Below are 21921 nucleotides of genomic sequence, written 5' to 3' on the forward strand. Positions count from 1 at the left end.
TGAAAATCGGCAATGGTTAGCTTTTGGCTTACAAGGTTTAGCCCCTTATTGGTTTGAACTTGATATGACAGCATACGTAGGTGAGCGAGGCAATACCGCATTTACGTTAGAGGCAGAGTACGAACTACTACTCACGCAAAAGCTAATTATACAACCGCGAGCCGAAATTACACTTTATGGCAAAAACGATAAACAAAACGAACTTGGAAGTGGCCTATCAAGCAGCGCGATTGGCTTTAGGGTTCGTTATGAATTTACACGCCAGTTTGCGCCCTATATTGGCGTTGAATGGAGCAATAAATTTGGCAATACCGCCGACTATGCCACATCAAGTGGACAAAGTAGCAACAACACCGCATTTGTTGCGGGTATTAAATTTTGGTTTTAATCATTTTAAATAAGAGGTAATTATGAAGTTTTTTAATTCTGCAGTAGCCATTTTAGGTTTAGTGCTTACATTTTCCGCATCAGCGCATATATCACTCAAGCAATCAACACCTGCGCAAGAAGCCATGTTAATGAAAAGCCCAGAGCAACTTTCGTTAACTTTTGGTGGTGAAGTAAGGCTAGCAAAAGTCATCATCAAAGATGAAAAAAATAAATCAATAAACTTTGATTTCAAACCCAGCGCCACCCCAAGCACAGACTTTAATTGGTCATTACCGAGCCTAGCCCAAGGCACTTACACGGTTAAATGGACAGCACTGGGTGGTGATGGACATAAAATGACCGACACGTTTAGATTTATGGTACACAAAAGTGAATCGCATAAGATGATGCAAGAACAATCTAATACCCACAGCAAACATAATCATTAAGTAGCAACATAATGCAATTAAGTGAATGGTCAGTACTCTTACTATTATTAAAACTAGCAAGCTATATAGCAATTGCAGGGCTTGCGGGCACTTTATTAATGCGCTTTATGTGTGGCAACAGCAATGTTGCAGGGCATCAGGTAATTAGCTTTTATCAGTTCTTAAAACGTTGGCAAATTACGTGTGTAGTTACAGGTAGTATTGCTGCACTTTTACAAGTACCAATAGAAGCTGGAGCAATGGCTGAATCAGGCTTTATGGGAATGTTTGACCCCTTTATGCTTGAAATTATTTGGCAATCAGTCATAGGTGACCAAGCAACGTTTAGAATACCAGCGCTTATTATTGCTCTAATTAGCGCATGTATGTGGAATGTGGAATCAGATGATAACGTAGCAGGTTATAAAAACGGTGCCGTTATACTAATCATGCTTGGGTTTATCGCTTATAGCTTCACTTTTACTGGGCACAGTGCAAATGAAAATGGGTTAGTGAAAAGTATTTTAACCTTTCACCTTATTGCCATTGCGAGCTGGTTAGGGTCATTGTGGCCGCTTTACAAAAGCTGCACTTTACTACCTACCAGTGAAGTAAAGCGGTTAATGCATTACTTTGGTCAACTCGCTATTGTTATTGTATTTGTACTACTTATTTCGGGCTTAACTCTGCTCCTGCAGTACCTAGAGTCACTTTCTGCATTGTTTACATCAAATTATGGGCAACTAATTTTATTAAAGCTGTTACTCGTCAGCGCGATGCTGTTACTAGGTGCATGGCATAAGCTTTTTTTAGTCCCGCAAATCACTCAACAACACCATATAAGTATATTAAAACGCTCGATCACTGTTGAAATATTAATTGCCCTATTTGTACTTATTACAACAAGTGTATTTACAACACTTGTTGGTCCGCCTATTTAACGATTAATAAAAAAGGAAAATGTATGTTAATTAAATCCTTTAATTTAAAAATTTTATTGCTACTAATTTTTAGCACTGTTAGTTCTTTTACTGTTAGTGCACATGACGATGAAAAATATTCAAAAAAAGGCAAGGCCTTTGTCAATGTTGATAGCGAGGCTGCAAAAACAGTCAGCCTATTTCATGCATCTCTAAAACAAGGCAATCGCGAAGCTGCACGTAAATTACTGGCCGACGATGTCATCATTTTTGAAGGCGGAAGTGTTGAGCGTTCTGCAGATGAATACGCGAAACATCATATGATAGCGGATATGAAATTCTTAAGTGCTGTTAATAGTGAACTACTAGAGCATCAAGTTTACACAAATGGAGACATAGCTTACTCAATTTCAAGAAGTAAAACTCAAGGAAAGTACAAAGGAAAAGATATTAAGTCTATGGGAATGGAATCAATCACATTAAAAAACACCGATACAGGTTGGAAAATCACTCATATTCATTGGTCAAATTAAGGAGTTAACAATGCGAGTAATCTACATTACCTCAGCGTTATTTTTATCATTAACTATGTCATTTTCGGCGATAAGTATCGAAAAACAACATAAAGCATTAATAACTTATGAGAATTCAGAAAAACCTAAAATTGAGCTTACCGTTTATAAAAGTAAAAATTGTGGATGTTGTAATAAGTGGATTGCTCATTTGAGCGAAAACAATATTCAAACAAAAGCAATTAACGTCAATGACATGGGGACGATTAAATCTCAGTATCAAATAAAACCAAATATGTGGTCATGCCATACAGCCGTTTCAGCCGATGGATTTGTATTTGAAGGTCATGTTCCCGCCAAACATATAAAACAGTTTTTAGCTGAACAACATCCTGAAAAGACGATAGGGCTCTCTGTTCCCTCTATGCCTGCTGGTACGCCAGGTATGGAAATGGGCGATCGCTTTTATAAATATAATATTGAAATGCTTACGCACGATTTACAGCAGAATACTTATAAGCATATTAGCAAATACGCTGAGCAGTTTTAACACTTATGGCACAACTCTTGATGTAATATTAAACATTGATTCAATGATTAAATATATAGTGGGTTTACGCCTAATAACCTGTAAGAATTACCCATTGGTATAAATGATATACAAAGTAAATGATAGAAAGGAGCCATCTAATGTCGCAGTATTTAAAGTTTTTCTTAATGATAGCCACATCAACATTAGTCATGTTTGTACTGATGTATTTGAATACTTATCAGCTAAGTCATGTTTTTTTTAGTGAAACTCGTACTTATATGGCGCTTTATATGGGAGCCACGATGGCAGTGATAATGCTACTTTTCATGCTCAATATGTATAAAGATAAAAAGAAAAATATAACAGTACTCATTGCTAGTGTTACCGTATTTGCGGGAAGTTTATTTTTAGTTCGATCACAAGCGACTGTTGATGATAGCTCATGGATGTCGGCGATGATCCCACATCATTCAATTGCAATACTCACCAGTGAAAGGGCAAAAATCAAAGATAAGCGAGTCCAAGAGCTTGCAACAAATATTATTGAGGCACAGCGTCGTGAGATTAAAGAAATGCAGTGGTTACTAAAGGATATAGAGAAAAATGGCCTAGCAGAAACTCAGGAGCAAGCACAATCTAGGACAGTACCGGATTTTAATGCTAAGTAAAATTTTATACCAATACATAAAAGGGAGCTAAACATGAGTAAATCAGCCCAACTTTTTAGAATGGCCACAGATGAGCATATTTGCCCGTTTGGTTTAAAATCAAAAGACCTACTAGAGCGAGAGGGATATACAGTTGATGATCAGCTATTAACTTCTCGAGAGCAAACAGATGAATTTAAAAAACAACACAGTGTAGAAACTACACCTCAAACATTTATTGATAATAAACGTATAGGTGGCTATGACGACTTACGCGATTACTTTGATAAGCCAAAAGCTGGGCAAGAAGGTACAACTTACACGCCCGTGATTGCGATTTTTTCGGTTAGTTTTTTGCTTAGTGTGGCATTTAGTTTTGCAGCGAATAATAGCTTATTATCAATGCAAACCGCTGAACTATTTGTAGCCCTAACAATGGCAGTGTTAGCAATACAAAAGCTTCAAGACTTATTTAGCTTTACTAATTCATTTATAACCTATGACTTAGTCGCTATGAAAGTAGTCAGGTACGCCTATGTTTACCCATTTTTAGAAGCATTTGTTGGCATTGGAATGATAGCCGGATTACCAGCCTATATTATTGCCCCTATTTCATTGTTCATAGGTGGGGTTGGTGCTGTTTCAGTGATAAAAGCAGTCTATATAGATAAACGAGAGTTAAAATGTGCGTGTGTAGGCGGTGACAGTAACGTACCACTAGGGTTTATCTCCCTAACAGAAAACCTGTTTATGATCGCTGCCGGTATTTGGATGTTTATTAAGTAAACAACAGCTTTAATTTAAAAACATAATGGTGTACTAGCTCAGACTTGATCTGACAGTTACCCGTTTTTCAATCGGTGACTGTCAGTTTAGATTTGAGCTAAATCCTTCTCAGCCCAAATCGATTTCCCATCTAATAATGAGATCAGCGCCACTTAAGTCAAGAATTCAAGGAACATTCATAAGTCATTGATTTGCAATGAAATATAGCACTTAAATTGAGAGCTACCAACTTAATTACACTCTAAAAATAATTATGTTTTTTATTAGATAAATTTCTTAAACAACGAGAAATCGCTTACAAACATCTATTACTGTAAGTGATTTGAAGCGGTAATTAGCCTAGTTATTAAAACGTATACTTTTTGCTTTAAACATATGGTCGAAAATGAGATGCCCTGATGAAGATTAACGGCTTTGACTTAATATGCTTGTGTAGTGGCAGCGTTAACTTGTCCAACTTTATAGATGCTCATCGGTAAAACTTATAATTAAATATTTACTGGTATTTTACTTTGTGGGAAAATAGCCACCCTCTTAGGGGAGTAGCCTGCTCATTAGTGAGTAAACTTATCAACATAATTGCACCTCATGTGCATGGTAAGTTTGTAATGTTGTAGCAAGCATTATCGGCAAGACCTAGGTAGACACTATCCTCATGGCGGGAGATAGTTGTTTGCCTCGGTTTAATATTTCCCGCCAAAAGACTAAAATTTATGGATATTTTCTTAACCTCTACCGTTACTGTCGCTCTTGCTGAAATAGGTGATAAAACCCAACTTTTATCTTTACTCTTAGCAGCCCGGTTTCATAATAAAATAGCGCTTATTTTAGGTATTCTCGCTGCAACAATTATTAATCATGGTTTATCTGCTTGGTTTGGTGATTGGCTAAGTGGGAACTTTGTCGTGGAATACTTACCTTGGATAGTGAATTCAAGCTTTATTGTAGTGGGTCTTTGGCTACTCATTCCAGATAAGGATGAAGAAGTGAGCCACAAATATGACTGCTATGGCGCGTTTGTAGTAGCTTTAATCTTATTTTTTATTGCTGAAATTGGTGACAAAACACAAATCGCAACCGTATTGCTTGGTGCGCAATATCAATCAGTACTATGGGTTACCATAGGGACAACGGTAGGAATGTTAATTGCTAATGTCCCTATTATATACGTTGGTAAAGCTTTGTTACAAAGAATTCCACTAAAAACAGTAAGAGCTATTGCGGCCAGTGTTTTTGTGATATTGGGTATTCATGGCTTAATGACGATATATTGATAAAGTAACGTTGAAATCAAGCGCAAACGCTTACCTAACACTATACAAGTGATTGTAAGCGTTTTTATAGTGTCAATTGTAAGCAACTTTAATACTATAGTAGCCCTTAAATCTACTATTAAACTTTCGTAATTTTACGATCATAGTAGCGTTTAATAAAATAGCCAATGTTCAAAACTTGTTATTTAGAGCCTAAGCAACAGCTAAAATCGCCACCTGGTAACATGGAATCCAACACATTAAAAACCCGATTGTAGTGTTTGCGCTGATTTATTTAAGCTGTACTTCTTTAATGTGTTATTTACAGACTACTATCTTAGGTTTATCTTGAATTACATGAAGCTATCATAGGTGAAAAATGAAGAATTATATTTCTATTTTTACTGACCTTCACTGCAACCGTTTATAGCGATACCATTCATTACATCGACGCATCCTCACTCAGGCACCCCCCAATAATAAGTACTTTATTGAGGTTCTGACAAAAGCCCTAAAAACATCAGAACCCGAGTTTGGAAAATTTAAGCTAAGCCCATTAGATACCCTGATTAGCCAAGAACGGCAACTGAGGGAACTGAACAAAGGCAATACTGATGTTTTTTGGATGAGGAGCACCCCAATACATGAAAAAGTAGCTTTGCCGATCAAGATCCCACTAATTAAGGGTGCCTAAGGGCTAAGAGTGCTTGTAATAAATAAGTTGGATAAATCGGTGTTTTCCATGCTCAACTCGCAGGAGGAATTAGCTGGTAAAATAGCAGTTTTAGGTAAAGACTGGCCTGATGCAGCAATATTACGCGCGAATAAACTTTCAATCAACACAGAGGCACCTGAATATTCTCTTTACAATGTCATAGCAAAAGAGCGATGTTTTTACTTTCCAAAGAGCTATTACAGAAGCTTGGTCTGAACTCCACAGCCTAGAAACCCCTCGATTAACTATAGACACTCACCACTTGCTCCAATACCCCTCAGCTGTCTACTTTTTCGTTGCTAAAGATAATTAAAAGCTTGCCGAACGAATTGAAGTAGGACTTAATAAAATAAGAAGGTCAGCTTGACGCACTTTTTTACGAATATCCGCTTCATCAACTCTCGTTAGCAGCTAGTAATATAAACAATGCCAAAATTTATCAACTTAATAACCCGCTTTTTGTTAACTCCGATGAAAAAACGGCCCTAAAAAAAGCACAAAAAGTGGTATTAAGGCACCTTAAAGGGTCAAGTTGTACCAGCTCATATCTGATCTTACAGTTTAAGTGAATACGTTTAGACTTCATCAGGCAGACTGCTATGAGCGAATTGCAGACGGTCGAATTAGTTGCCTTCTCCTAGCTTGCAAGGTAGCCTGTAAAGCATTCATAAAAACATGGACGCACTATGAAAGCTTTCTTTTTCATTTTTCTATTTGTCTTTTCTATTAGCTGTCTCGCTGTTGTAAAAAGGCATGATATTCCCCCTGAGAATTATGTGTCGAAAGAAGCTCCTAACTTCTTAGTGGATATGCCTCATGAAGGGCATGGCGCTTTAATTAACCCAAGGTGGGTTGTAACTGTCGCGCATACCATTTTTTATAATTATATTGGTAAAAGTTTAAGGATTGGATCAAATACATATCAAATTGAAAAAGTGTACATACATCCTGAATTTGAAAAACCTAGCGAAAGTTTGTTGAAAGGAAATTTAGCGCCTTTAATGAGTTTTTTTAAAGCAAGAAGTGATATTGCATTAATCAAATTAACTTCGCCTGTGAGCGATGTATTACCGATTACTCTTTACACAAACACAAAAGAACAAGGAAAAACAGTTACAGTTTTTGGTAGAGGTGCCACAGGTAATGGGCTTATTGGCGAAGAGTCTGAGACTAAATCTTTGAAACAGCTGAATCACTTCCAAAATATTATCGAAAATGCAGAAACTAATTGGCTGACATTCAGGTTTGATAAGGCACCTAATGGATTACCTCTAGAGGGAATGCACGCTTCAGGTGATAGTGGTGGAGCCTCTGTCATTTATCAGGGTGGTATACCCTTTCTTGTAGGGCTTTCAAGTTGGCAATTAGCGCATGGCGATATTTCTGATTTTAAGGGTGGGTTATATGGTACAACTGCATATCAAGTGAGAATTTCCAATTATAGTAAGTGGATTAAGGATGTATTAGCTAGCGAACCAAAAACTGTCAATTAGCGTCTGTTTTGGGACTGTAATGAAGTTCGACCTAGAGCGAGAAGCGGACGGTCGTTTAAGCTCGTTCTTGGACAATTTTGAGTTACATAGGTTGTTAAATTAACTCAGTTAGAATTAGGTGATGTATTGAATAAGCGGCTCGCCACGGCGGACTTTCTGGCAGTGTGGATGATGTGCAACGCAAGCAAACTCTGTTGGTTATGACGGGTTTCATAGGGTAAGCTAGTACATAACCTACTGACTGAGAAATATTTATGGACACAATAAAGAGCAAAGCTAGAAGGCAACCTCCATACAAATCCATTTGGTTTTGGGTGTTGCCATTTTTCACTCTAATTGTAGTGTTGACATTGGTCTCTATGGCTCAAAATGTCTCTGGCTTCTCTGAGGGGCTAAAACATACATTAGAAACCTATCGGATACCGCTGGCTTCTGTTGTTTTTTGTGTTACGACATTAATTCAATGGTTGATAGCTCACAACTCAAATAAGCCATCCGAATTAGAGGAGCAGCAAGTAATAAATAGACACCTTAGAGATGAGTATGATGTTAGTGAGCGTCTTTTAATTAAGCAGTTTGGTAAATTATCCTCTGACCGTGCATTTACTTTTATTTCAACAGATGACTTGCCAGCAATTCACTCAAAGGTGTATGCGGAAGACCGTCTAATTAAACGTGGTAAACTAAGTGTCTGTGATGAAGCGATACGAGCCATTGACTACTACTTTCGGAATACCGAAAGGCTACTAGAAGAAGCTCTAAACCTATTGCAAAACGAAGAAGCCAAAGAAACGCCGAATAGGCACATCAAAGAAAGTCTGATCATCCAGCTAATTCAGTATTTAAATCAATGTGCACTAACACTGCATTATGAAATTGGGATGAGGGTGATTAATTTGGATAGCTCAGATATAAATACCTACCGAGATGCTTTTTTCGAAACACTCCATCTAACAAACTTCTTAGGTGGAGAGTTATCCCCCATAGTGAATCAAGTGGTTGAAACCCCATCAACTGAAAAATCCAACTCACAAGAGGATATACTGAACATGTTTGTTGCTGCCCATGAAATAGCGGAGAGTTTAGTGACCAGTAGTGAAGGGGCTACATTTGGTGGCCTGTATAGAAGCATCCAGCTAAGGTCGATCATCAAACAAGCGCAGGGTTCTCCTTTATACCTATTAGCTTGTCAGGTTATTCAAGATATTGTTCTTGAACCACTACTAGGCGAAAGCGATAAAATAGGCGCTGTGGAGGTTGATGACAACTATCCAAAATATGACATATACAACCAAGCTGGAGAGAAGAAGCTAACTCTCGGTTACAAAGAGGTAGATGAGAACACTCTTACCCTCATCCTGAGCGGTGAAGGTGAGCACATAAAAACAACTGTAAGGTTTGTCGATTCGGAAAAGAAAAGGTTCGAAGTAGATAGGGACATGGGGGGGCGCTTTACCCTTGAGTGTAAAAAAGCTATTAACCGGCACTTAGTTATTGAATAGCTATCAACTTGACGGACTGCAGTGGATGAGTAAGTTTGACCATATAGCTAGAGTTTTTGTCATAAGGTAAAGTAAGTCAAATACTAAACTGAATGCTGTGTAGAAAAACTAACGTAAAACACAATGGGGTAGAAACGAGTTGGACTTCCGAGCTTTCATTAGATACCACTTATAATCTTAAAGTACAAAACGGAAGTAAACTTCCGGTTTCTAACCCAATATTGCTATATTTCGGAAGCAAACTTCCGTTTATAGGAATTCAAAGGTAGTTATCGGAAATATACTTCTGTTTTTGAAAGCGTTAACCTAGATAGCTATATGAGCCATTTTTTGGGTCTTATTTGAGCGAAAAGCAGATATTGACCGTTAATCGTTTCAACGACGGCAATTAGCCATACGTTGCATGTTTGCTCCCTTACTGGTTTTACGATATCCAAAACCGACATAACGACCATTAAGCAAATACCAAAGTAAAATAGGTATGTGCTCCAATCATATAGCCAAAGAGGATAAAGCGTTAATAGCACTGCTACAGGCCCTAGAATGCTGAAGACAGCTCTGGTATGGTTTTTATTTTTGTGCCAGTTGTATAAGTTTACCAATAGTTCCAAAGATGCAAAAATAGGTAAAAGCGTATTTACAGCTATTCCTTCGAAGTGAGAGAAGAAGCCTAGTCCTAATGCCGATGCAAGTGACCTTAATGCAGGGAAGCAGGCCGTGCCGCTAGCCAAACGCCACTAGAGCCTACTCTGCCTAATATTTTATTTATCATTTGAAAGTCTATTGGTTGATATTACCATCATTCTAAACTCCGTATATAAGTACGGAGTCAATCATTTTAATGAATCAATTATGGGGCAATGTGTTGGATCTTCGTTTTGCATACAGGTATTTGTCATATCCACAATTACTTTCTCTAAACGTTGAAGGTCATTAATTTTGTCTCGAATGATTGCTAACTTTTGTCGGCTTAATAGCTCAACTTGAGCGCAGTTGCTGTCCATAGACATTAGCGATTTTATTTCTCTTAACGTAAAGCCGAGCGCTTTGGCTTTTGTGATAAACCTAAGTTGTCCTGCTATTGTTTCGTCATATTGTCTATAACCAGATATTGGTTTTTCAGGTTGTGTAATCAGCCCTTCTCGTTCATAAAAACGAATGGTTTCTACATTTAAATTTAATGATTGTGCTAATTTGCCAATGGTTTTCATTATTGCCTTTGTGAATACTACTAATCTAAAGTTATATTTAGTTTAGCTATCCAATGATTTGATGATGCCGCACGCTTCAATTGTATTGTCTGAACCACAAGCACTTGCCATCTGTTGTAATTCAGCTTTAAGCGCCCTTAATTCTTTCATACGTTTATTCACTAGTGCAAGTTGCTGATCAATTAATGCATTAACGCTAGAGCAGCTTTCTTCTGGCTTATTTTTTAATTCGATAAGACGTTTAATATCATTGAGTGATATATCTAGGCTGCGAAAATGCTTTACGAATTCCAATTGTTTAAGTGCTTTACTATCATACAGCCTGAAATTACCTTCTGAACGGTTTGGATTTAACAGTAATCCTTCTCTTTCATAATATCTAATCGTTTGTACTGAACAGCCCGATTTTTTTGACAATTCGCCTATTTTCATCAATTTCCCCCAGACATTTGACTCTATAGTTACTATAGGATCTATAGTATAGGTATGCAACGAAAGGGATATATAAAAATGACTGAGAAATATTTAAACAATACGAATATCGTTAATTTTGAACACAAAGATATCCAATCCCTGATCGATCAACGAGGGTGGAAAAATTTGGATAATTTCAACAAAACTGGTGCCGCTTATCAGTTTGTAAAAGATGAAATAATGTTTGGCTATAACAAGAGTGATGATATTTCAGCAAGCGATGTGCTAGCAGATGGTTATGGACAATGTAATACTAAGGGTAATCTGTTAATGGCACTATTGCGTGGACTAGGTATCCAGTGTCGTTTCCATGGTTTTACCATTGATCAGCAACTACAAAAAGGTGCTATCCCAAGCTATGTATTTTGGTTAGCACCTAAATACATCATTCATAGTTGGGTAGAAGTTTACTTTGAAGGGCGTTGGATAAACTTAGAGGGCTTTATATTGGATGAGCAATACTTAAGCTCACTACAGCAGAAATTTAGCCAAGCAAAAGATGAGTTTTGTGGTTATGGTGTTGCAACAAAGTGCTTATCTTCACCCGGTACGGATTGGCGTGGAGAGGATACCTATATTCAAAAAGAAGGTATTCATGACGACTTTGGGCTTTATGATTCACCAGATAAGTTCTATCTCGAAAAAGGTACTAATCTATCAGGTGTAAAACGTTGGTTGTATCAACGAGTGATCCGACATTTGATTAATATGAATGTATCAAAAATAAGAAATAAAAAAGTACTGGAGGTACAAAATGCACAACCATAGTCACAGTCATCAGCATGGTAAAGACGACCGTATTGGTTGGGCATTTTTCCTTAATGTGACATTCACTATTATAGAATTTATAGGTGGTTGGCTCACTAACAGTACGGCGATAATGGCAGATGCCGTTCACGATCTTGGTGATAGTCTTTCAATAGGTTTTGCGTGGATTTTAAGTCGTTTTTCAGATAAAGAAGCATCAGATAAGTTTAGTTATGGTTATCGTAGACTTACACTCTTTGGCGCATTGATAAACAGTATTGTTTTAATCATTGGCTCAATTTGGATTTTATTTGAAGCAATTCCAAGGCTGTCCAATCCTGAAATGCCTGTAGTCGAGGGGATGTTAGGGCTAGCGATACTCGGCGTTGCCGTTAACGGATATGCTGTATTAAAATTAAAAGCTGGAGAAACCTTAAATGAAAAAGTACTTACATGGCACTTGCTTGAAGACGTACTTGGCTGGGTTGCTGTGCTTATTGTATCTATTGTGCTGTTATTTGTAGATTTGCCCATTTTAGATCCGTTACTATCTATTGGCTTCACATTGTTTATCTTGTTCAATGTTTTTAAAAATCTGAAATCAACAATTGTCTTGTTTCTTCAGGCCGCGCCAGATGAAGAAACTCAAGAAAGTATAAAACAGTCGCTAACTAACCTTCCAGAAGTTAATGGCGTACATCATCTGCATTTTTGGTCGTTAGATGGCGAAAGTCACGTATTAACTGCTCACATAGAATTAGTCGAAAAAACTGACGTTGATGAATTAATTAAACTTAAGGAACAAGTGGCTAAGAGACTTTCTGCCTATCGCTTGTCTCATACAACCATTGAATTTGAGTTTCCTAAAGAAACTTGCCGAGATGATGCGAATTAAACTTTAAAAATTAAAATAAAAAGATTAAATATAAAAGCAGCTTAAACATAAATTAAGCTGCTTTTTTGTTTTTAAATTTCGTCAGATTGCTGTTTACTACTCTCAGCGCCATGCGCCCATTGATATAAAATAGGCAATACAAACAAAGTTAAAATTGTAGAAGATACAATACCGCCGATAACAACTGTTGCTAGTGGTCGTTGCACTTCTGCACCAATTCCAGTGTTTAACGCCATTGGAATAAAACCTAAACTTGCGACCAGTGCCGTCATTAAAATAGGTCTTAAACGAATGATGGCACCTTCAATGATCGCTACGTAAAGGTCGCCTTTTTCATGCCAAAGATCTCGAATAAAAGCCAACATAACCAAGCCATTTAATACGGCAACACCTGACAATGCAATGAAGCCGACACCTGCCGAAATAGATAAAGGCATGTCTCTTAAATAAAGAGAAATTACGCCCCCAGTTAATGCTAACGGTACACCACTGAAAATGATCAATGCATCTTTTAATGAACCAAATGCAATAACCAAAATACCTAAGATAACAATTAGTGTGATCGGCACAACTAAGCTTAATCTTTTACTCGCTGACTCTAGCTGTTCAAAGGTTCCGCCATAATCAAGCCAGTATCCTGCTGGAATTTCTCCTTCCTGATTAATTTTAGCTTTCACTTCTTTGACAAAACCGCCTAAATCTCTACCACGAACATTGACGGTAACCACAACTCTTCTTTTACCTCTCTCACGGCTAATTTGAGCAGGTAAAGACTCAGATTTAAGCTCTGCAACTTCTTCAAGTGGCACATAGTTACCATTCTCAAGTGGAAGCGGCAGATGCTTCAAGCTATCGATATCCGTTCTTATTTGCTCCGGTAGACGAACAACTAACTCAAATCGTCTGTCTCCTTCATAAATGATCCCCGCAGATTCACCGCCAATTGCAGTAGCAACCCAGTCTTGCAGTTCGGTAACGCTCAAACCATACCTACCAAGCGCTTCTCGTTTAGGAATTACTGATAAAGATGGAACACCTGTGACCTGTTCCATTCGGGCATCAGCAGCACCGTCCACGGTTTTCACTATATTTAGAATATCTTTTGCGGTGAGTAATAACCGATCCAAATCATCACCAAATATTTTGATGCCGACATCAGCTCTAACGCCAGAAATCAATTCATTGAAACGCATTTGAATAGGCTGAGTGAATTCATAGTTGTTGCCCGGAATGTTTTTCAGTACCTCTTCCATTTCTTCAACTAATTCACTCTTTGGCTTTGAAGGTTCGGCCCAATCTTTACGTGGTTTTAAAATAACAAAGATATCAGCAATACTCGGTGGCATTGGGTCAGTTGCTACTTCTGGTGTGCCGATGCGCGAGAATACTTTATCAACTTCAGGAAACGCTTTAATACGTTGCTCAAGTACTTCTTGCATTTCTACTGATTGCTCTAGGCCAGTCGATGGAATTCTTAATGCCTGTAGTGCAATATCACCTTCATTTAATTGAGGAACAAATTCTGTCCCAAGCGTAGTTGCTAACCAAAGGCTATACCCCATTAACAGCGTTGAGAATGAGACAATAATCCAACGAAATTTCATCGCCATTTTTAACAATGGTTCATAAATAGACTTGGTTGAACGAATAACTACACTTTCTTTTTCGCTGATTTTACCTTTCATAAACACAGCTACAGCAGCAGGAACCAGTGTAACTGAAAGGATCATTGCGGAAATTAACGCCATAACGACAGTTGCCGCCATAGGGTGGAACATTTTCCCTTCAACGCCAGTTAGCGTGAAAATGGGGATGTAAACAACAGTGATAATTGCCACACCAAACAAGCTTGGACGTATCACTTCTGAAGTGGCTTCAAAAACGGTATTTAGGCGTTCTCTTAAGTCTTGCCTATGACCGTTGTGTTGGGCCTGTGCTAACCTACGGACAGAGTTTTCAACGATGATTACAGCCCCGTCCACTATCAAGCCAAAGTCCAATGCGCCGAGACTCATTAAATTGGCAGATACTCCTGCTTGCACCATACCTGTGATTGTCATTAACATGGAAATAGGGATAACAGCAGCGGTAATGAGAGCTGCACGTAAATTTCCAAGTAGAATAAATAACACAACAATAACTAAAAGCGCACCTTCAACGAGGTTTTTGGTAACGGTTGCAATCGCTTTATCTACTAACGTTGTTCTGTCGTAAACAGGCTCTGCGGTAATGCCCTTTGGCAGAGATTTTTGTATTTCGCTGAGCTTATGTTCCACTTCTAAAGCAACGGTGCGAGAATTCTCACCAATCAGCATCATGGTTGTACCAAGCACTGTCTCAATGCCATTACGAGTAGCAGCCCCTGTTCTAAGTTCTTTGCCTATAGCAACATTGGCAACATCACTTATTTTTACAGGAATACCATCGTTCTTTTTGATGATGACATTGAGGATCTCATCTATTGTCGCTAGTTGCCCAATGGAGCGTACTAAAACTTGCTGTCCGTTTTGTTCGATATAACCTGCGCCACGGTTGTCATTGTTTTTACGTAATGCATCAGATATTTCTTCAAAGGTTACCTGATGAAAAAGTAATTTTTCGGGTTTAGGCGTTATGTGATATTGCTTGTTGTAGCCGCCGATACTGTTGACCTCAATGACGCCTTTAACTTGAGCCAATTGCGGTTTAATGATCCAGTCTTGTATTTCTCTTAAGGCAATAGCGGTATAAGGCTCTCCATTAGGCATTTTAGCGTCAGGAGAAGCTTGTACGGTATACATAAATATTTCGCCAAGCCCTGTCGAAATAGGACCCATTTCTGGCTCTAAGCCAGAGGGAATAACGCCTTTTATCGCAGCTAATCTTGCATTGATTAAGTTGCGAGCAAAATAAATATCGGTTCCCTCTTCAAAGATAACGGTTACTTGAGATAATCCATATCTTGACAGGGAGCGGGTGTGAGACAGCTTTGGCAATCCGGCTAAGGCGGTTTCTACAGGAAAGGTCACCCTTTGTTCCGCTTCCAAAGGTGAATAACCGGGGGCAGAAGTGTTTATTTGTACCTGCACGTTTGTTATATCTGGAACAGCATCAATGGGAAGTTTTTGATAACTCCACATGCCAACGCCGATGATTACCATCAGCAGACTTAATACTAAATAGCGTCTATTTATTGCTAGACGCAAAATTGATTCAATCATATTGCGTCTCCTAATCGTCGTCTTCTACTTCAGATTTCAAAATATCCGCTTTTATCAGATAACTGTTTTTGTTTACATATTCAGCGTCTTTACTGAGGCCATCAATGACCTCGATATAGTTTTTGTCTGAACGTCCGAGCACAAGTGGCGCAAACTCGTACTCTTCATCTTCTTTTACAAAGACACCAAATTGTCCTCCCAGTTCTTGTATCGCAACTTTCTCGACGGCTAAATCCACCTCAAATCGGTTTATCTTTACGCTGCCCATTAATAATTGGCCTGAGGTTAGGTTTAGCTCAGTGTTATTTAAACGTACACGTGCTAAAACATAAGACTGATCTTTAGCTGGAATTATATTGGTGATGGTTGAGTTGAATGCCTGTTCACCATGCTCAATATCAACAGGTTGACCGACTTTGATTTGATTATATTGGCTGGTAAACACCTTAAATTCAGCCCACAAGGTGTCAAAATTGACGATTTCAAACAAGCTAGTGTTTTGCGTGATACCGCCAATATTTCCATTTCTCTGTAAAACAGTCCCAGAAACAGGGGATGTTATTTTATAGGTATTTAAGCTTTCATTAGATTCAATAACGGCTAATAGATCTCCTTTTTTTACCTTATCACCAACAGTGGAGTTAATTATCTTTATAACGCCGTTATATCTAGCGCCAACTTGAAATAATTGTTCAGCGCCTATCGTCGTAGCGCCGTATACAGGGATAGTTTGGTTCAACGTTTTTGAAGCTAAATAGGCTGTTTCAACACCAAGCCTTTTTGCCATGTTATTGTTTATTTTGCTAATGCCTTCTTCGCCTTCATGTTCATCTTCACTAGCGATAACACTTTGAATGGGTGATAGATACCCAATAAAAATCAATAGTGCGAGTAAATAGTTTTTCATTTTGAATTCCTAAACGATTCAGTTAATAACTGAATCAATAAATTGTTATTAAACTTAAAGTGATGTTTATTTAGAGTGACAGCGCTTCGTTTGTTAGTTTTTCTATCTCTGCGCCATAAATTAGGGCAGCAGATGCCGCATCAATGAGGGTTCGCCGAGCATTTAACAGCTCTTGTCTAGCCGATACATAATCAAGATATCCATATCGACCTTTTTGATAGGCGTCTTGAGTATCTTCCAGTGCATCTTCAAGCATTGGGATAACCGACTGCTTTAATGAATTAGCTGTTAATATGGCTTGTTTTCTATTGGAGTATGCTCGTAGTAAGTGATTTCTAAACCTCAACTTAGTCGCCTCTTTCTCTATGGCAACTTGGTCACGCTCTGCTAGCGCACTAGCGATTGCACCAGAATTTCGCTTTTCAGCAAACAAAGGTAAGCTAAAGCCAGCGACCAGTGCCGTATCATTGGCTTCTTGAGAGCGCCTAACACCAACAGACCATTTGATATTGGCCGTTGACTCTGTTTTAGCCAACTGTAATTCGGCCTCTTTTAGTCGCTGCTCACTTGCATAAACTTGAATAGCAGGGTTTTTCTCTAATTTCGCAAAGAGACTACTAAAATCACTATCATTGCCAAACTGAAACAGATCTCCAGTTACTCTAGAGAATGACACTGATGTTTCTCCCCAGTAAGCTGATAAAGAAAGCTTTAGATATTCCAAGCGCTTTTGTTCAGATTGAAGGGTGAGGTTAGCCTGAGCAATAACTGCTTTTGAACGTTTCACTTCAGCCTCAGGAGTAGCACCTGCGCGGTTACGCTGAGATACAATCTCTAACGTTTCTTGTGCTAAGCTCAATGCATTATCTGCCAATATCACTCTTTGTTGGGCTGCAAGTACTTCCACGTACTTCTCAGTGACTTGAGCCATTAAATTAAGCGCAGAGACTTCTTTCTCAGCATTGAGTAGTGCTCTTGATTTTGAAACAAGTCCAATCCGCGCTGAGCGTTTATCTCCCATTTCGATAACCGAAGATAGAGCGACTGTTAATTCAGCACTGTCGAATGCATTAAATTCACCTGAGCCTGCAAAGTTCTCAGCTTCAACTTCTAGTTCATAAGCGGGATTTAAACTTGCTGTTTGTTCTTGTCCTGTTAATGCGGTTTGTTTGAAATCAAATATTTTGAGTTCAGGATTTTGTTTAAGCGTCCACTGAATTGCCTCTTGAAGATTTAACTGCTTTTCAAAGGCATAAACATTAAATGTAAAAAGTGACAACGCGAGAAACGCGATATATTTAAGCTGAGGTGTTACACACCTCAAAATTGCTATCTTGCGATGCTCACAGGTATTAAGTGCCATGTATACTTTCCTATAAATTAATATGTGATATTTAGGTCATTAACATTTGACCTTTCTTAATTTTCTATAAAATTTAGGCGTATTTAGGTGGGCGGAATGGCACCGACATATAGCCTTTTAGCTCAGGAGAAACTAAGGCGTAGGTAAGGAAATATTCTATTTTTTGTAAAATATTACAAGAATAATCTGCATTTAAAAATAAGTGACAACAGCAACAAAAATTACAATTATCAATTAAAGTTTGGCTATTACTCACCTCAAATAAATTGGAGGTTTCTGGAGATTCTAGCGGGGTAATAGACTCAGTTAGTGATGTATTAAAAGAACTTTCAATTAAGTTTACTTCAAGCTCTTCTAGCGAAAAAAACACAGATTGCACCGCGATTAAAATCATTATCACGTATGATATATATGGTTTAAAATATGACGGACGCATTAGGTTCATTGTTATCTAGTTCGCTTCAATCAGTCTGATAGTTCCCAAAGTCGTTGGGACTATGTTTAAATCTGAAACATGAGTAAACCCTGATTCAACCTCTAAAGAAGGAAGGACTCCATCTACATTATCTTTTGTAGTTTCAAAACCATCTAATAACTGAACGACAAAGAACAATATCCGTTGAAATATTGAAGTCGGCTTTCCCCAGTCAGCAATTAATAAAATGCCACCCGGTTTCAGTACCCGACGAATTTCAGTTAATGTCGCACGCTTAGTTGAACGGCTTAAGTGATGAAAAAACAAACTTGAAACTACGATATCAAAGGAATTATCACTAAAAGGCATTTCTTGTCCAAAGCCCTGTCTAAAAGAAATATTAAGATCCTTGCCTATAACTTTTTTCTGTGAAATATCTAAAGCGGTTTGGTCTGCATCTAAGCCTATTACGGTATATTTAGGTGATTTTTCAGCTATTAATTTTGTTAGCGTTCCGGTTCCACATCCAACATCAAGTAGGTTGTTTCCTTTGACGTTGGCAACTTTATCTACAATCAGTTTTTTAAAAAATGCTTCTCTCGTGGTGATAGCAACGAGGCTGTCATAAAAATTAGTTAACCAATGAAATCGTAATGGCGGAATGTAGGCATTGTTTTTCATAACTTCATTTCCCTTTAGCCGTTTGAAGCAGACTTAAACTAGCTATAAAGATGCTATTAATGGTTTTAAAATTTAAATAAATAGCCATGATGAATTTGTTTAATACTTTAGCTGTAAGATACGGCGAGCACCGTTTAAAACGACAACAGCAATAATCAAACCAATCACTAAATCTGGATAACGGCTGCTTGTTACTGTAACTAAAAAGCCAGCTAAGATTACCCCAACATTTGCAATAACGTCATTTGCGGAAAAAATCCAGCTTGCTTTCATATGAGCGCCGTCTTCTTTATTACCAAATATTAAAAATAGACAAGCAATGTTAGCGATTAGTGCTATTCCACCAAATATCATCATTAAAGAAGAGATCGGTTCACTACCGTAAACAAAGCGTCTTACGACTTCGCTCAAAGCACCTAGCGCTAGAATAACTTGAAGCACACCAGATATATGTGCCGCTCTAAGTTTCATGCTGATACTTTTACCTACCGAATAAATAGCCAAACCATACACAGCAGCATCAGCAAACATATCTAATGAGTCCGCAATTAGGCCAGCAGACTGTGCAATCAACCCAGCAATTACTTCTATAAAAAACATGACTCCATTAATGGCTAACAACCATTTTAGGGTTGATGCTTCTTTCATCTCATTTTTTTGGGCTAGATCTTTTGCTTTTGCAGCTTCGGTGCTGCAACTTTCTTTAGTTGATGCCAACTCTGCACCGAGATTGAGTTGTTGTAATTTTTTTGTTATCTCATCTAAATTTTCATCATGAAAAACCTTGACTAAACGGCTAGGAATATCAAATTGCAACCCAACTGAAGGCTCAATTGAGTCAAGTGCTAACCTAATCAATCTCTCTTCTGAAGGACAGTCCATTTGAGGTACTTTAAATGTACTGACAAACGCGCCACTATAGTTATCTAATTGTGTATCAATTTTTACATCTTCATTGGTAGAAGATGATTGACACTGACCACTACATTTTTCTGACATATTTAACATTCCGTAATAATATTAAAATAAGTATAAAATCTATAGTGGCTATAGAGTCAAATAAAAAATTATTTAATGTAAAAGCGTGGAAACTGAATTGAAAAGCTAGTTTAAGAAAATAGTTTCTGCTAGTATTTTAAATACTATATTTAACTGGTGATAACTTTGAACCTTAATGTTGTACTAAAAATGCTCTTGGTTATTTCGATTGTTTTACAATCGTTAACTGCTGTAGCATCCTCAACATCTGAGAATCACCAAATAGATATAGAGCACCTTCAAACTCAACATGATCATGCAGATGATCGAAATGTCTCAAATGATAATGTAGGTGATGAGCAGCATAATGAAAAAGATTGTCATCACTGCGGACATTGCAGTGGCAGCCACTTATCTTGGATTTTAGTCAGTAATTCAAATACCACGGGCAAACTAAACATTATCAATAAAACGCCTTATCAAATTGATCAAACAAGTACCTTTCTTGAAGCGATACTTCGTCCGCCTATTTCTTAATTAGATTAATTTTTAATGACCTATTTATCCTTTAATAATGGATAAAGGTTTCGTGTTTATTAATTTTAAAATTAAGAATTTTTATGTATATATATTTAAAAAATGCAGGTTTAGTCCTGTCTTTATGTATGGCTGTGAGTTTTTCAGTTGCCACTTATGCCAAACAGAAAAGTATTTCATGGCTAGATAGTCAAATAAATAAAGATCCCGAAGTTGTTGCGGCTAAAGAGTTACTTAATGCAAGTAATCATAGAGCCAAGAGCTTAACTAAAGCCGTATATAACCCAGAGCTTGAAGCAAGCTATGAAAAAGAGGGTGATTTTGATAATTATTCTATTGGTATCAGTCAAACGATTGATTTTTGGGATAAGCAATCAGCAAATAAAAGCATTGGTGAAATTGGTGTTTATGCAAACCAGCAACAATTGTTATCTCTACTCGATTCTAAAAAGGCTAACGCTTTAACTGCAATAGTTAATTGGCAAGCAGCAAAAAAGGTGGCTCAGTTACTTTCAGTAAGAGAAAATCAATTACAAACGCTCGTTGGAATTATTGAAGATAAGCGAAAAGCAGGACTTCTAGAGCCACTTGACGCTGAACTGGTTTATTTAAACTTGTCCCAAGTTTTCAGTGAAATATCTGAGTCGCAAATTGCTTTGAAAAATGCAGAGGTAAATGTTCAGGAGTTATTGCCTGATTGGACGCCTAATACTACCAATTTGTTTTCATTTACTTTTGGAGCAACAAACTATTCATTTAACTCTCAGTGGGTTGAGGAACATCCAAAAGTTAAACTCGCTAGAGCGCAATGGAAGATAAAACAATCTAAAGCTCAACTAACCACTATGGAATCTAAAGCCAATCCAACCATTGGAGTTAACGCAGGGAAAAGTGGAGATGAAGACTTGATTGGCGTGACTTTCTCAATGCCTTTAAATATCAGAAATAACTATTCAGATACTGTTAAAGCCGCTTATTCAGAAGCAATTGCAGCAGAGGCTAACTTTCGGTCGGTTTATCGAAAGCAGTCATTTGAAGCAAAAGCTAATTATGAATCGCTTATTGTCAGTAAAAAATATTATGAGCAATGGCAAAAACTGACAAAAGGCAGATTAGATAGCAGCGAAAACTTATTAAATAAGCGCTGGGAAGCTGGTGACATTAATACTTCTGACTACTTACTTGCATTAAATCAACGTGCGGAAGGGCTTCATGCAGGAATACGTTTGGAAAATCAATTCAAGCTTGCAGAAATATCCTTCATTTTAAGTATGGGTCAGTTATCCAAATTTGAGATTTGAGCGCTTTGTTTTTTCAGTAGCGAAAAACGAAATCTTAAATTTATTAAAAATATAG

23 protein-coding genes and 1 riboswitch are annotated in these 21921 nt (G+C 37.7%); of the genes, 14 read left to right on the top strand and 9 right to left on the bottom strand.

Annotated features, from left to right (window positions below):
* The 10 genes from PSH50_RS16325 to PSH50_RS16370 all read left to right on the top strand — a co-directional run.
* The coding region (locus PSH50_RS16325; protein WP_273609840.1) for a copper resistance protein B at positions 1 to 388 on the top strand (388 nt) is incomplete at its 5' end.
* Positions 389 to 410: 22 nt separating this feature from the next.
* Positions 411 to 818, top strand: coding sequence for a copper resistance CopC family protein (locus tag PSH50_RS16330; protein ID WP_008109924.1), 408 nt, complete (start codon positions 411 to 413; stop codon positions 816 to 818).
* 11 nt (positions 819 to 829) lie between these two features.
* Entirely contained in the window at positions 830 to 1738 is a 909-nt protein-coding gene (locus tag PSH50_RS16335) for a copper resistance D family protein (protein ID WP_273609841.1), read from the top strand.
* Positions 1739 to 1761: 23 nt separating this feature from the next.
* Positions 1762 to 2250, top strand: a complete 489-nt coding sequence (locus PSH50_RS16340) for a nuclear transport factor 2 family protein (RefSeq protein WP_008109928.1) — start codon at positions 1762 to 1764, stop codon at positions 2248 to 2250.
* A 10-nt stretch (positions 2251 to 2260) separates the two neighbouring features.
* A complete protein-coding gene (locus tag PSH50_RS16345) occupies positions 2261 to 2779 on the top strand; it encodes a DUF411 domain-containing protein (RefSeq protein WP_273588108.1) in 519 nt (172 codons plus the stop codon).
* Positions 2780 to 2919: 140 nt separating this feature from the next.
* Positions 2920 to 3429, top strand: coding sequence for a DUF305 domain-containing protein (locus PSH50_RS16350; protein ID WP_064387011.1), 510 nt, complete (start codon positions 2920 to 2922; stop codon positions 3427 to 3429).
* A gap of 33 nt (positions 3430 to 3462) precedes the next feature.
* Positions 3463 to 4194, top strand: coding sequence for a MauE/DoxX family redox-associated membrane protein (locus PSH50_RS16355; protein WP_055018909.1), 732 nt, complete (start codon positions 3463 to 3465; stop codon positions 4192 to 4194).
* Positions 4195 to 4719: 525 nt separating this feature from the next.
* Positions 4720 to 4821: riboswitch (yybP-ykoY riboswitch) on the top strand.
* Between the two features lie 86 nt (positions 4822 to 4907).
* Entirely contained in the window at positions 4908 to 5468 is a 561-nt protein-coding gene (locus PSH50_RS16360) for a TMEM165/GDT1 family protein (RefSeq protein ID WP_055016676.1), read from the top strand.
* Positions 5469 to 6848: 1380 nt separating this feature from the next.
* Entirely contained in the window at positions 6849 to 7655 is an 807-nt protein-coding gene (locus tag PSH50_RS16365) for a trypsin-like serine protease (RefSeq protein WP_055018908.1), read from the top strand.
* A 254-nt stretch (positions 7656 to 7909) separates the two neighbouring features.
* Positions 7910 to 9157 (top strand): hypothetical protein, encoded by a 1248-nt coding sequence (locus PSH50_RS16370; RefSeq protein WP_248443928.1) that lies wholly within the window; start codon positions 7910 to 7912, stop codon positions 9155 to 9157.
* A 314-nt stretch (positions 9158 to 9471) separates the two neighbouring features.
* On the opposite strand, the gene PSH50_RS16375 is transcribed toward PSH50_RS16370, so the two are convergent.
* The 3 genes from PSH50_RS16375 to cadR all read right to left on the bottom strand — a co-directional run bounded on the left by PSH50_RS16375 (position 9472) and on the right by cadR (position 10800).
* Positions 9472 to 9888 carry a MerC family mercury resistance protein gene (locus PSH50_RS16375; protein ID WP_223230624.1) on the bottom strand — a complete coding sequence of 139 codons (417 nt, stop codon included), beginning with the start codon at positions 9886 to 9888 and terminating at the stop codon, positions 9472 to 9474.
* Between the two features lie 102 nt (positions 9889 to 9990).
* Positions 9991 to 10368, bottom strand: a complete 378-nt coding sequence (locus tag PSH50_RS16380; protein WP_074498699.1) for a MerR family transcriptional regulator — start codon at positions 10366 to 10368, stop codon at positions 9991 to 9993.
* Positions 10369 to 10410: 42 nt separating this feature from the next.
* On the bottom strand, positions 10411 to 10800 hold the full coding sequence (gene cadR, locus PSH50_RS16385; protein WP_096041309.1) for a Cd(II)/Pb(II)-responsive transcriptional regulator: 390 nt from the start codon (positions 10798 to 10800) through the stop codon (positions 10411 to 10413).
* Positions 10801 to 10878: 78 nt separating this feature from the next.
* Here cadR and PSH50_RS16390 point away from each other — a divergent pair, with 78 nt between their 5' ends.
* Both PSH50_RS16390 and PSH50_RS16395 read left to right on the top strand, forming a co-directional pair.
* The gene (locus PSH50_RS16390; protein WP_029771726.1) at positions 10879 to 11610 is read left to right on the top strand and encodes a transglutaminase family protein; all 732 of its coding nucleotides are present in this window, start codon (positions 10879 to 10881) and stop codon (positions 11608 to 11610) included.
* Positions 11597 to 12484, top strand: a complete 888-nt coding sequence (locus PSH50_RS16395; protein WP_029771724.1) for a cation diffusion facilitator family transporter — start codon at positions 11597 to 11599, stop codon at positions 12482 to 12484. Before PSH50_RS16390 ends, PSH50_RS16395 begins: the two co-directional genes overlap by 14 nt.
* Before the next feature lie 71 nt (positions 12485 to 12555).
* Here the strand turns inward: PSH50_RS16395 and PSH50_RS16400 are convergent, their stop codons facing one another.
* The 6 genes from PSH50_RS16400 to PSH50_RS16425 form a co-directional block, all read right to left on the bottom strand.
* The gene (locus tag PSH50_RS16400; protein WP_024602003.1) at positions 12556 to 15684 is read right to left on the bottom strand and encodes an efflux RND transporter permease subunit; all 3129 of its coding nucleotides are present in this window, start codon (positions 15682 to 15684) and stop codon (positions 12556 to 12558) included.
* Between the two features lie 10 nt (positions 15685 to 15694).
* The gene (locus PSH50_RS16405; RefSeq protein ID WP_273609842.1) at positions 15695 to 16591 is read right to left on the bottom strand and encodes an efflux RND transporter periplasmic adaptor subunit; all 897 of its coding nucleotides are present in this window, start codon (positions 16589 to 16591) and stop codon (positions 15695 to 15697) included.
* A 70-nt stretch (positions 16592 to 16661) separates the two neighbouring features.
* On the bottom strand, positions 16662 to 17954 hold the full coding sequence (locus tag PSH50_RS16410) for a TolC family protein (protein WP_008109686.1): 1293 nt from the start codon (positions 17952 to 17954) through the stop codon (positions 16662 to 16664).
* Positions 17955 to 18027: 73 nt separating this feature from the next.
* Complete coding sequence (locus tag PSH50_RS16415; RefSeq protein WP_223230508.1) at positions 18028 to 18324, bottom strand: hypothetical protein; 297 nt, start codon at positions 18322 to 18324, stop codon at positions 18028 to 18030.
* An 81-nt stretch (positions 18325 to 18405) separates the two neighbouring features.
* Entirely contained in the window at positions 18406 to 19050 is a 645-nt protein-coding gene (locus PSH50_RS16420) for a class I SAM-dependent methyltransferase (RefSeq protein ID WP_008109690.1), read from the bottom strand.
* A 99-nt stretch (positions 19051 to 19149) separates the two neighbouring features.
* Positions 19150 to 20049, bottom strand: a complete 900-nt coding sequence (locus PSH50_RS16425; RefSeq protein WP_029771720.1) for a cation transporter — start codon at positions 20047 to 20049, stop codon at positions 19150 to 19152.
* A 156-nt stretch (positions 20050 to 20205) separates the two neighbouring features.
* Here PSH50_RS16425 and PSH50_RS16430 point away from each other — a divergent pair, with 156 nt between their 5' ends.
* Positions 20206 to 20565 (top strand): hypothetical protein, encoded by a 360-nt coding sequence (locus tag PSH50_RS16430; protein ID WP_232842866.1) that lies wholly within the window; start codon positions 20206 to 20208, stop codon positions 20563 to 20565.
* Positions 20566 to 20648: 83 nt separating this feature from the next.
* Entirely contained in the window at positions 20649 to 21866 is a 1218-nt protein-coding gene (locus tag PSH50_RS16435; RefSeq protein WP_008468875.1) for a TolC family protein, read from the top strand.
* The last annotated feature ends 55 nt before the right edge of the window (positions 21867 to 21921 follow it).

The sequence above is a fragment of the Pseudoalteromonas sp. Angola-7 genome (assembly GCF_028599255.1).
GTDB classification, from domain to species: domain Bacteria; phylum Pseudomonadota; class Gammaproteobacteria; order Enterobacterales; family Alteromonadaceae; genus Pseudoalteromonas; species Pseudoalteromonas atlantica.

Bases quoted from the DNA above. Each gene is read 5' to 3' on its own strand.
- PSH50_RS16330 (WP_008109924.1), top strand. From the start codon at position 411: ATGAAGTTTTTTAATTCTGCAGTAGCCATTTTAGGTTTAGTGCTTACA.
- PSH50_RS16335 (WP_273609841.1), top strand. From the start codon at position 830: ATGCAATTAAGTGAATGGTCAGTACTCTTACTATTATTAAAACTAGCA.
- PSH50_RS16340 (WP_008109928.1), top strand. From the start codon at position 1,762: ATGTTAATTAAATCCTTTAATTTAAAAATTTTATTGCTACTAATTTTT.
- PSH50_RS16345 (WP_273588108.1), top strand. From the start codon at position 2,261: ATGCGAGTAATCTACATTACCTCAGCGTTATTTTTATCATTAACTATG.
- PSH50_RS16350 (WP_064387011.1), top strand. From the start codon at position 2,920: ATGTCGCAGTATTTAAAGTTTTTCTTAATGATAGCCACATCAACATTA.
- PSH50_RS16355 (WP_055018909.1), top strand. From the start codon at position 3,463: ATGAGTAAATCAGCCCAACTTTTTAGAATGGCCACAGATGAGCATATT.
- PSH50_RS16360 (WP_055016676.1), top strand. From the start codon at position 4,908: ATGGATATTTTCTTAACCTCTACCGTTACTGTCGCTCTTGCTGAAATA.
- PSH50_RS16365 (WP_055018908.1), top strand. From the start codon at position 6,849: ATGAAAGCTTTCTTTTTCATTTTTCTATTTGTCTTTTCTATTAGCTGT.
- PSH50_RS16370 (WP_248443928.1), top strand. From the start codon at position 7,910: ATGGACACAATAAAGAGCAAAGCTAGAAGGCAACCTCCATACAAATCC.
- PSH50_RS16380 (WP_074498699.1), bottom strand. From the start codon at position 10,368: ATGAAAACCATTGGCAAATTAGCACAATCATTAAATTTAAATGTAGAA.
- cadR (WP_096041309.1), bottom strand. From the start codon at position 10,800: ATGAAAATAGGCGAATTGTCAAAAAAATCGGGCTGTTCAGTACAAACG.
- PSH50_RS16390 (WP_029771726.1), top strand. From the start codon at position 10,879: ATGACTGAGAAATATTTAAACAATACGAATATCGTTAATTTTGAACAC.
- PSH50_RS16395 (WP_029771724.1), top strand. From the start codon at position 11,597: ATGCACAACCATAGTCACAGTCATCAGCATGGTAAAGACGACCGTATT.
- PSH50_RS16400 (WP_024602003.1), bottom strand. From the start codon at position 15,684: ATGATTGAATCAATTTTGCGTCTAGCAATAAATAGACGCTATTTAGTA.
- PSH50_RS16405 (WP_273609842.1), bottom strand. From the start codon at position 16,591: ATGAAAAACTATTTACTCGCACTATTGATTTTTATTGGGTATCTATCA.
- PSH50_RS16410 (WP_008109686.1), bottom strand. From the start codon at position 17,954: ATGGCACTTAATACCTGTGAGCATCGCAAGATAGCAATTTTGAGGTGT.
- PSH50_RS16420 (WP_008109690.1), bottom strand. From the start codon at position 19,050: ATGAAAAACAATGCCTACATTCCGCCATTACGATTTCATTGGTTAACT.
- PSH50_RS16425 (WP_029771720.1), bottom strand. From the start codon at position 20,049: ATGTCAGAAAAATGTAGTGGTCAGTGTCAATCATCTTCTACCAATGAA.
- PSH50_RS16435 (WP_008468875.1), top strand. From the start codon at position 20,649: ATGTATATATATTTAAAAAATGCAGGTTTAGTCCTGTCTTTATGTATG.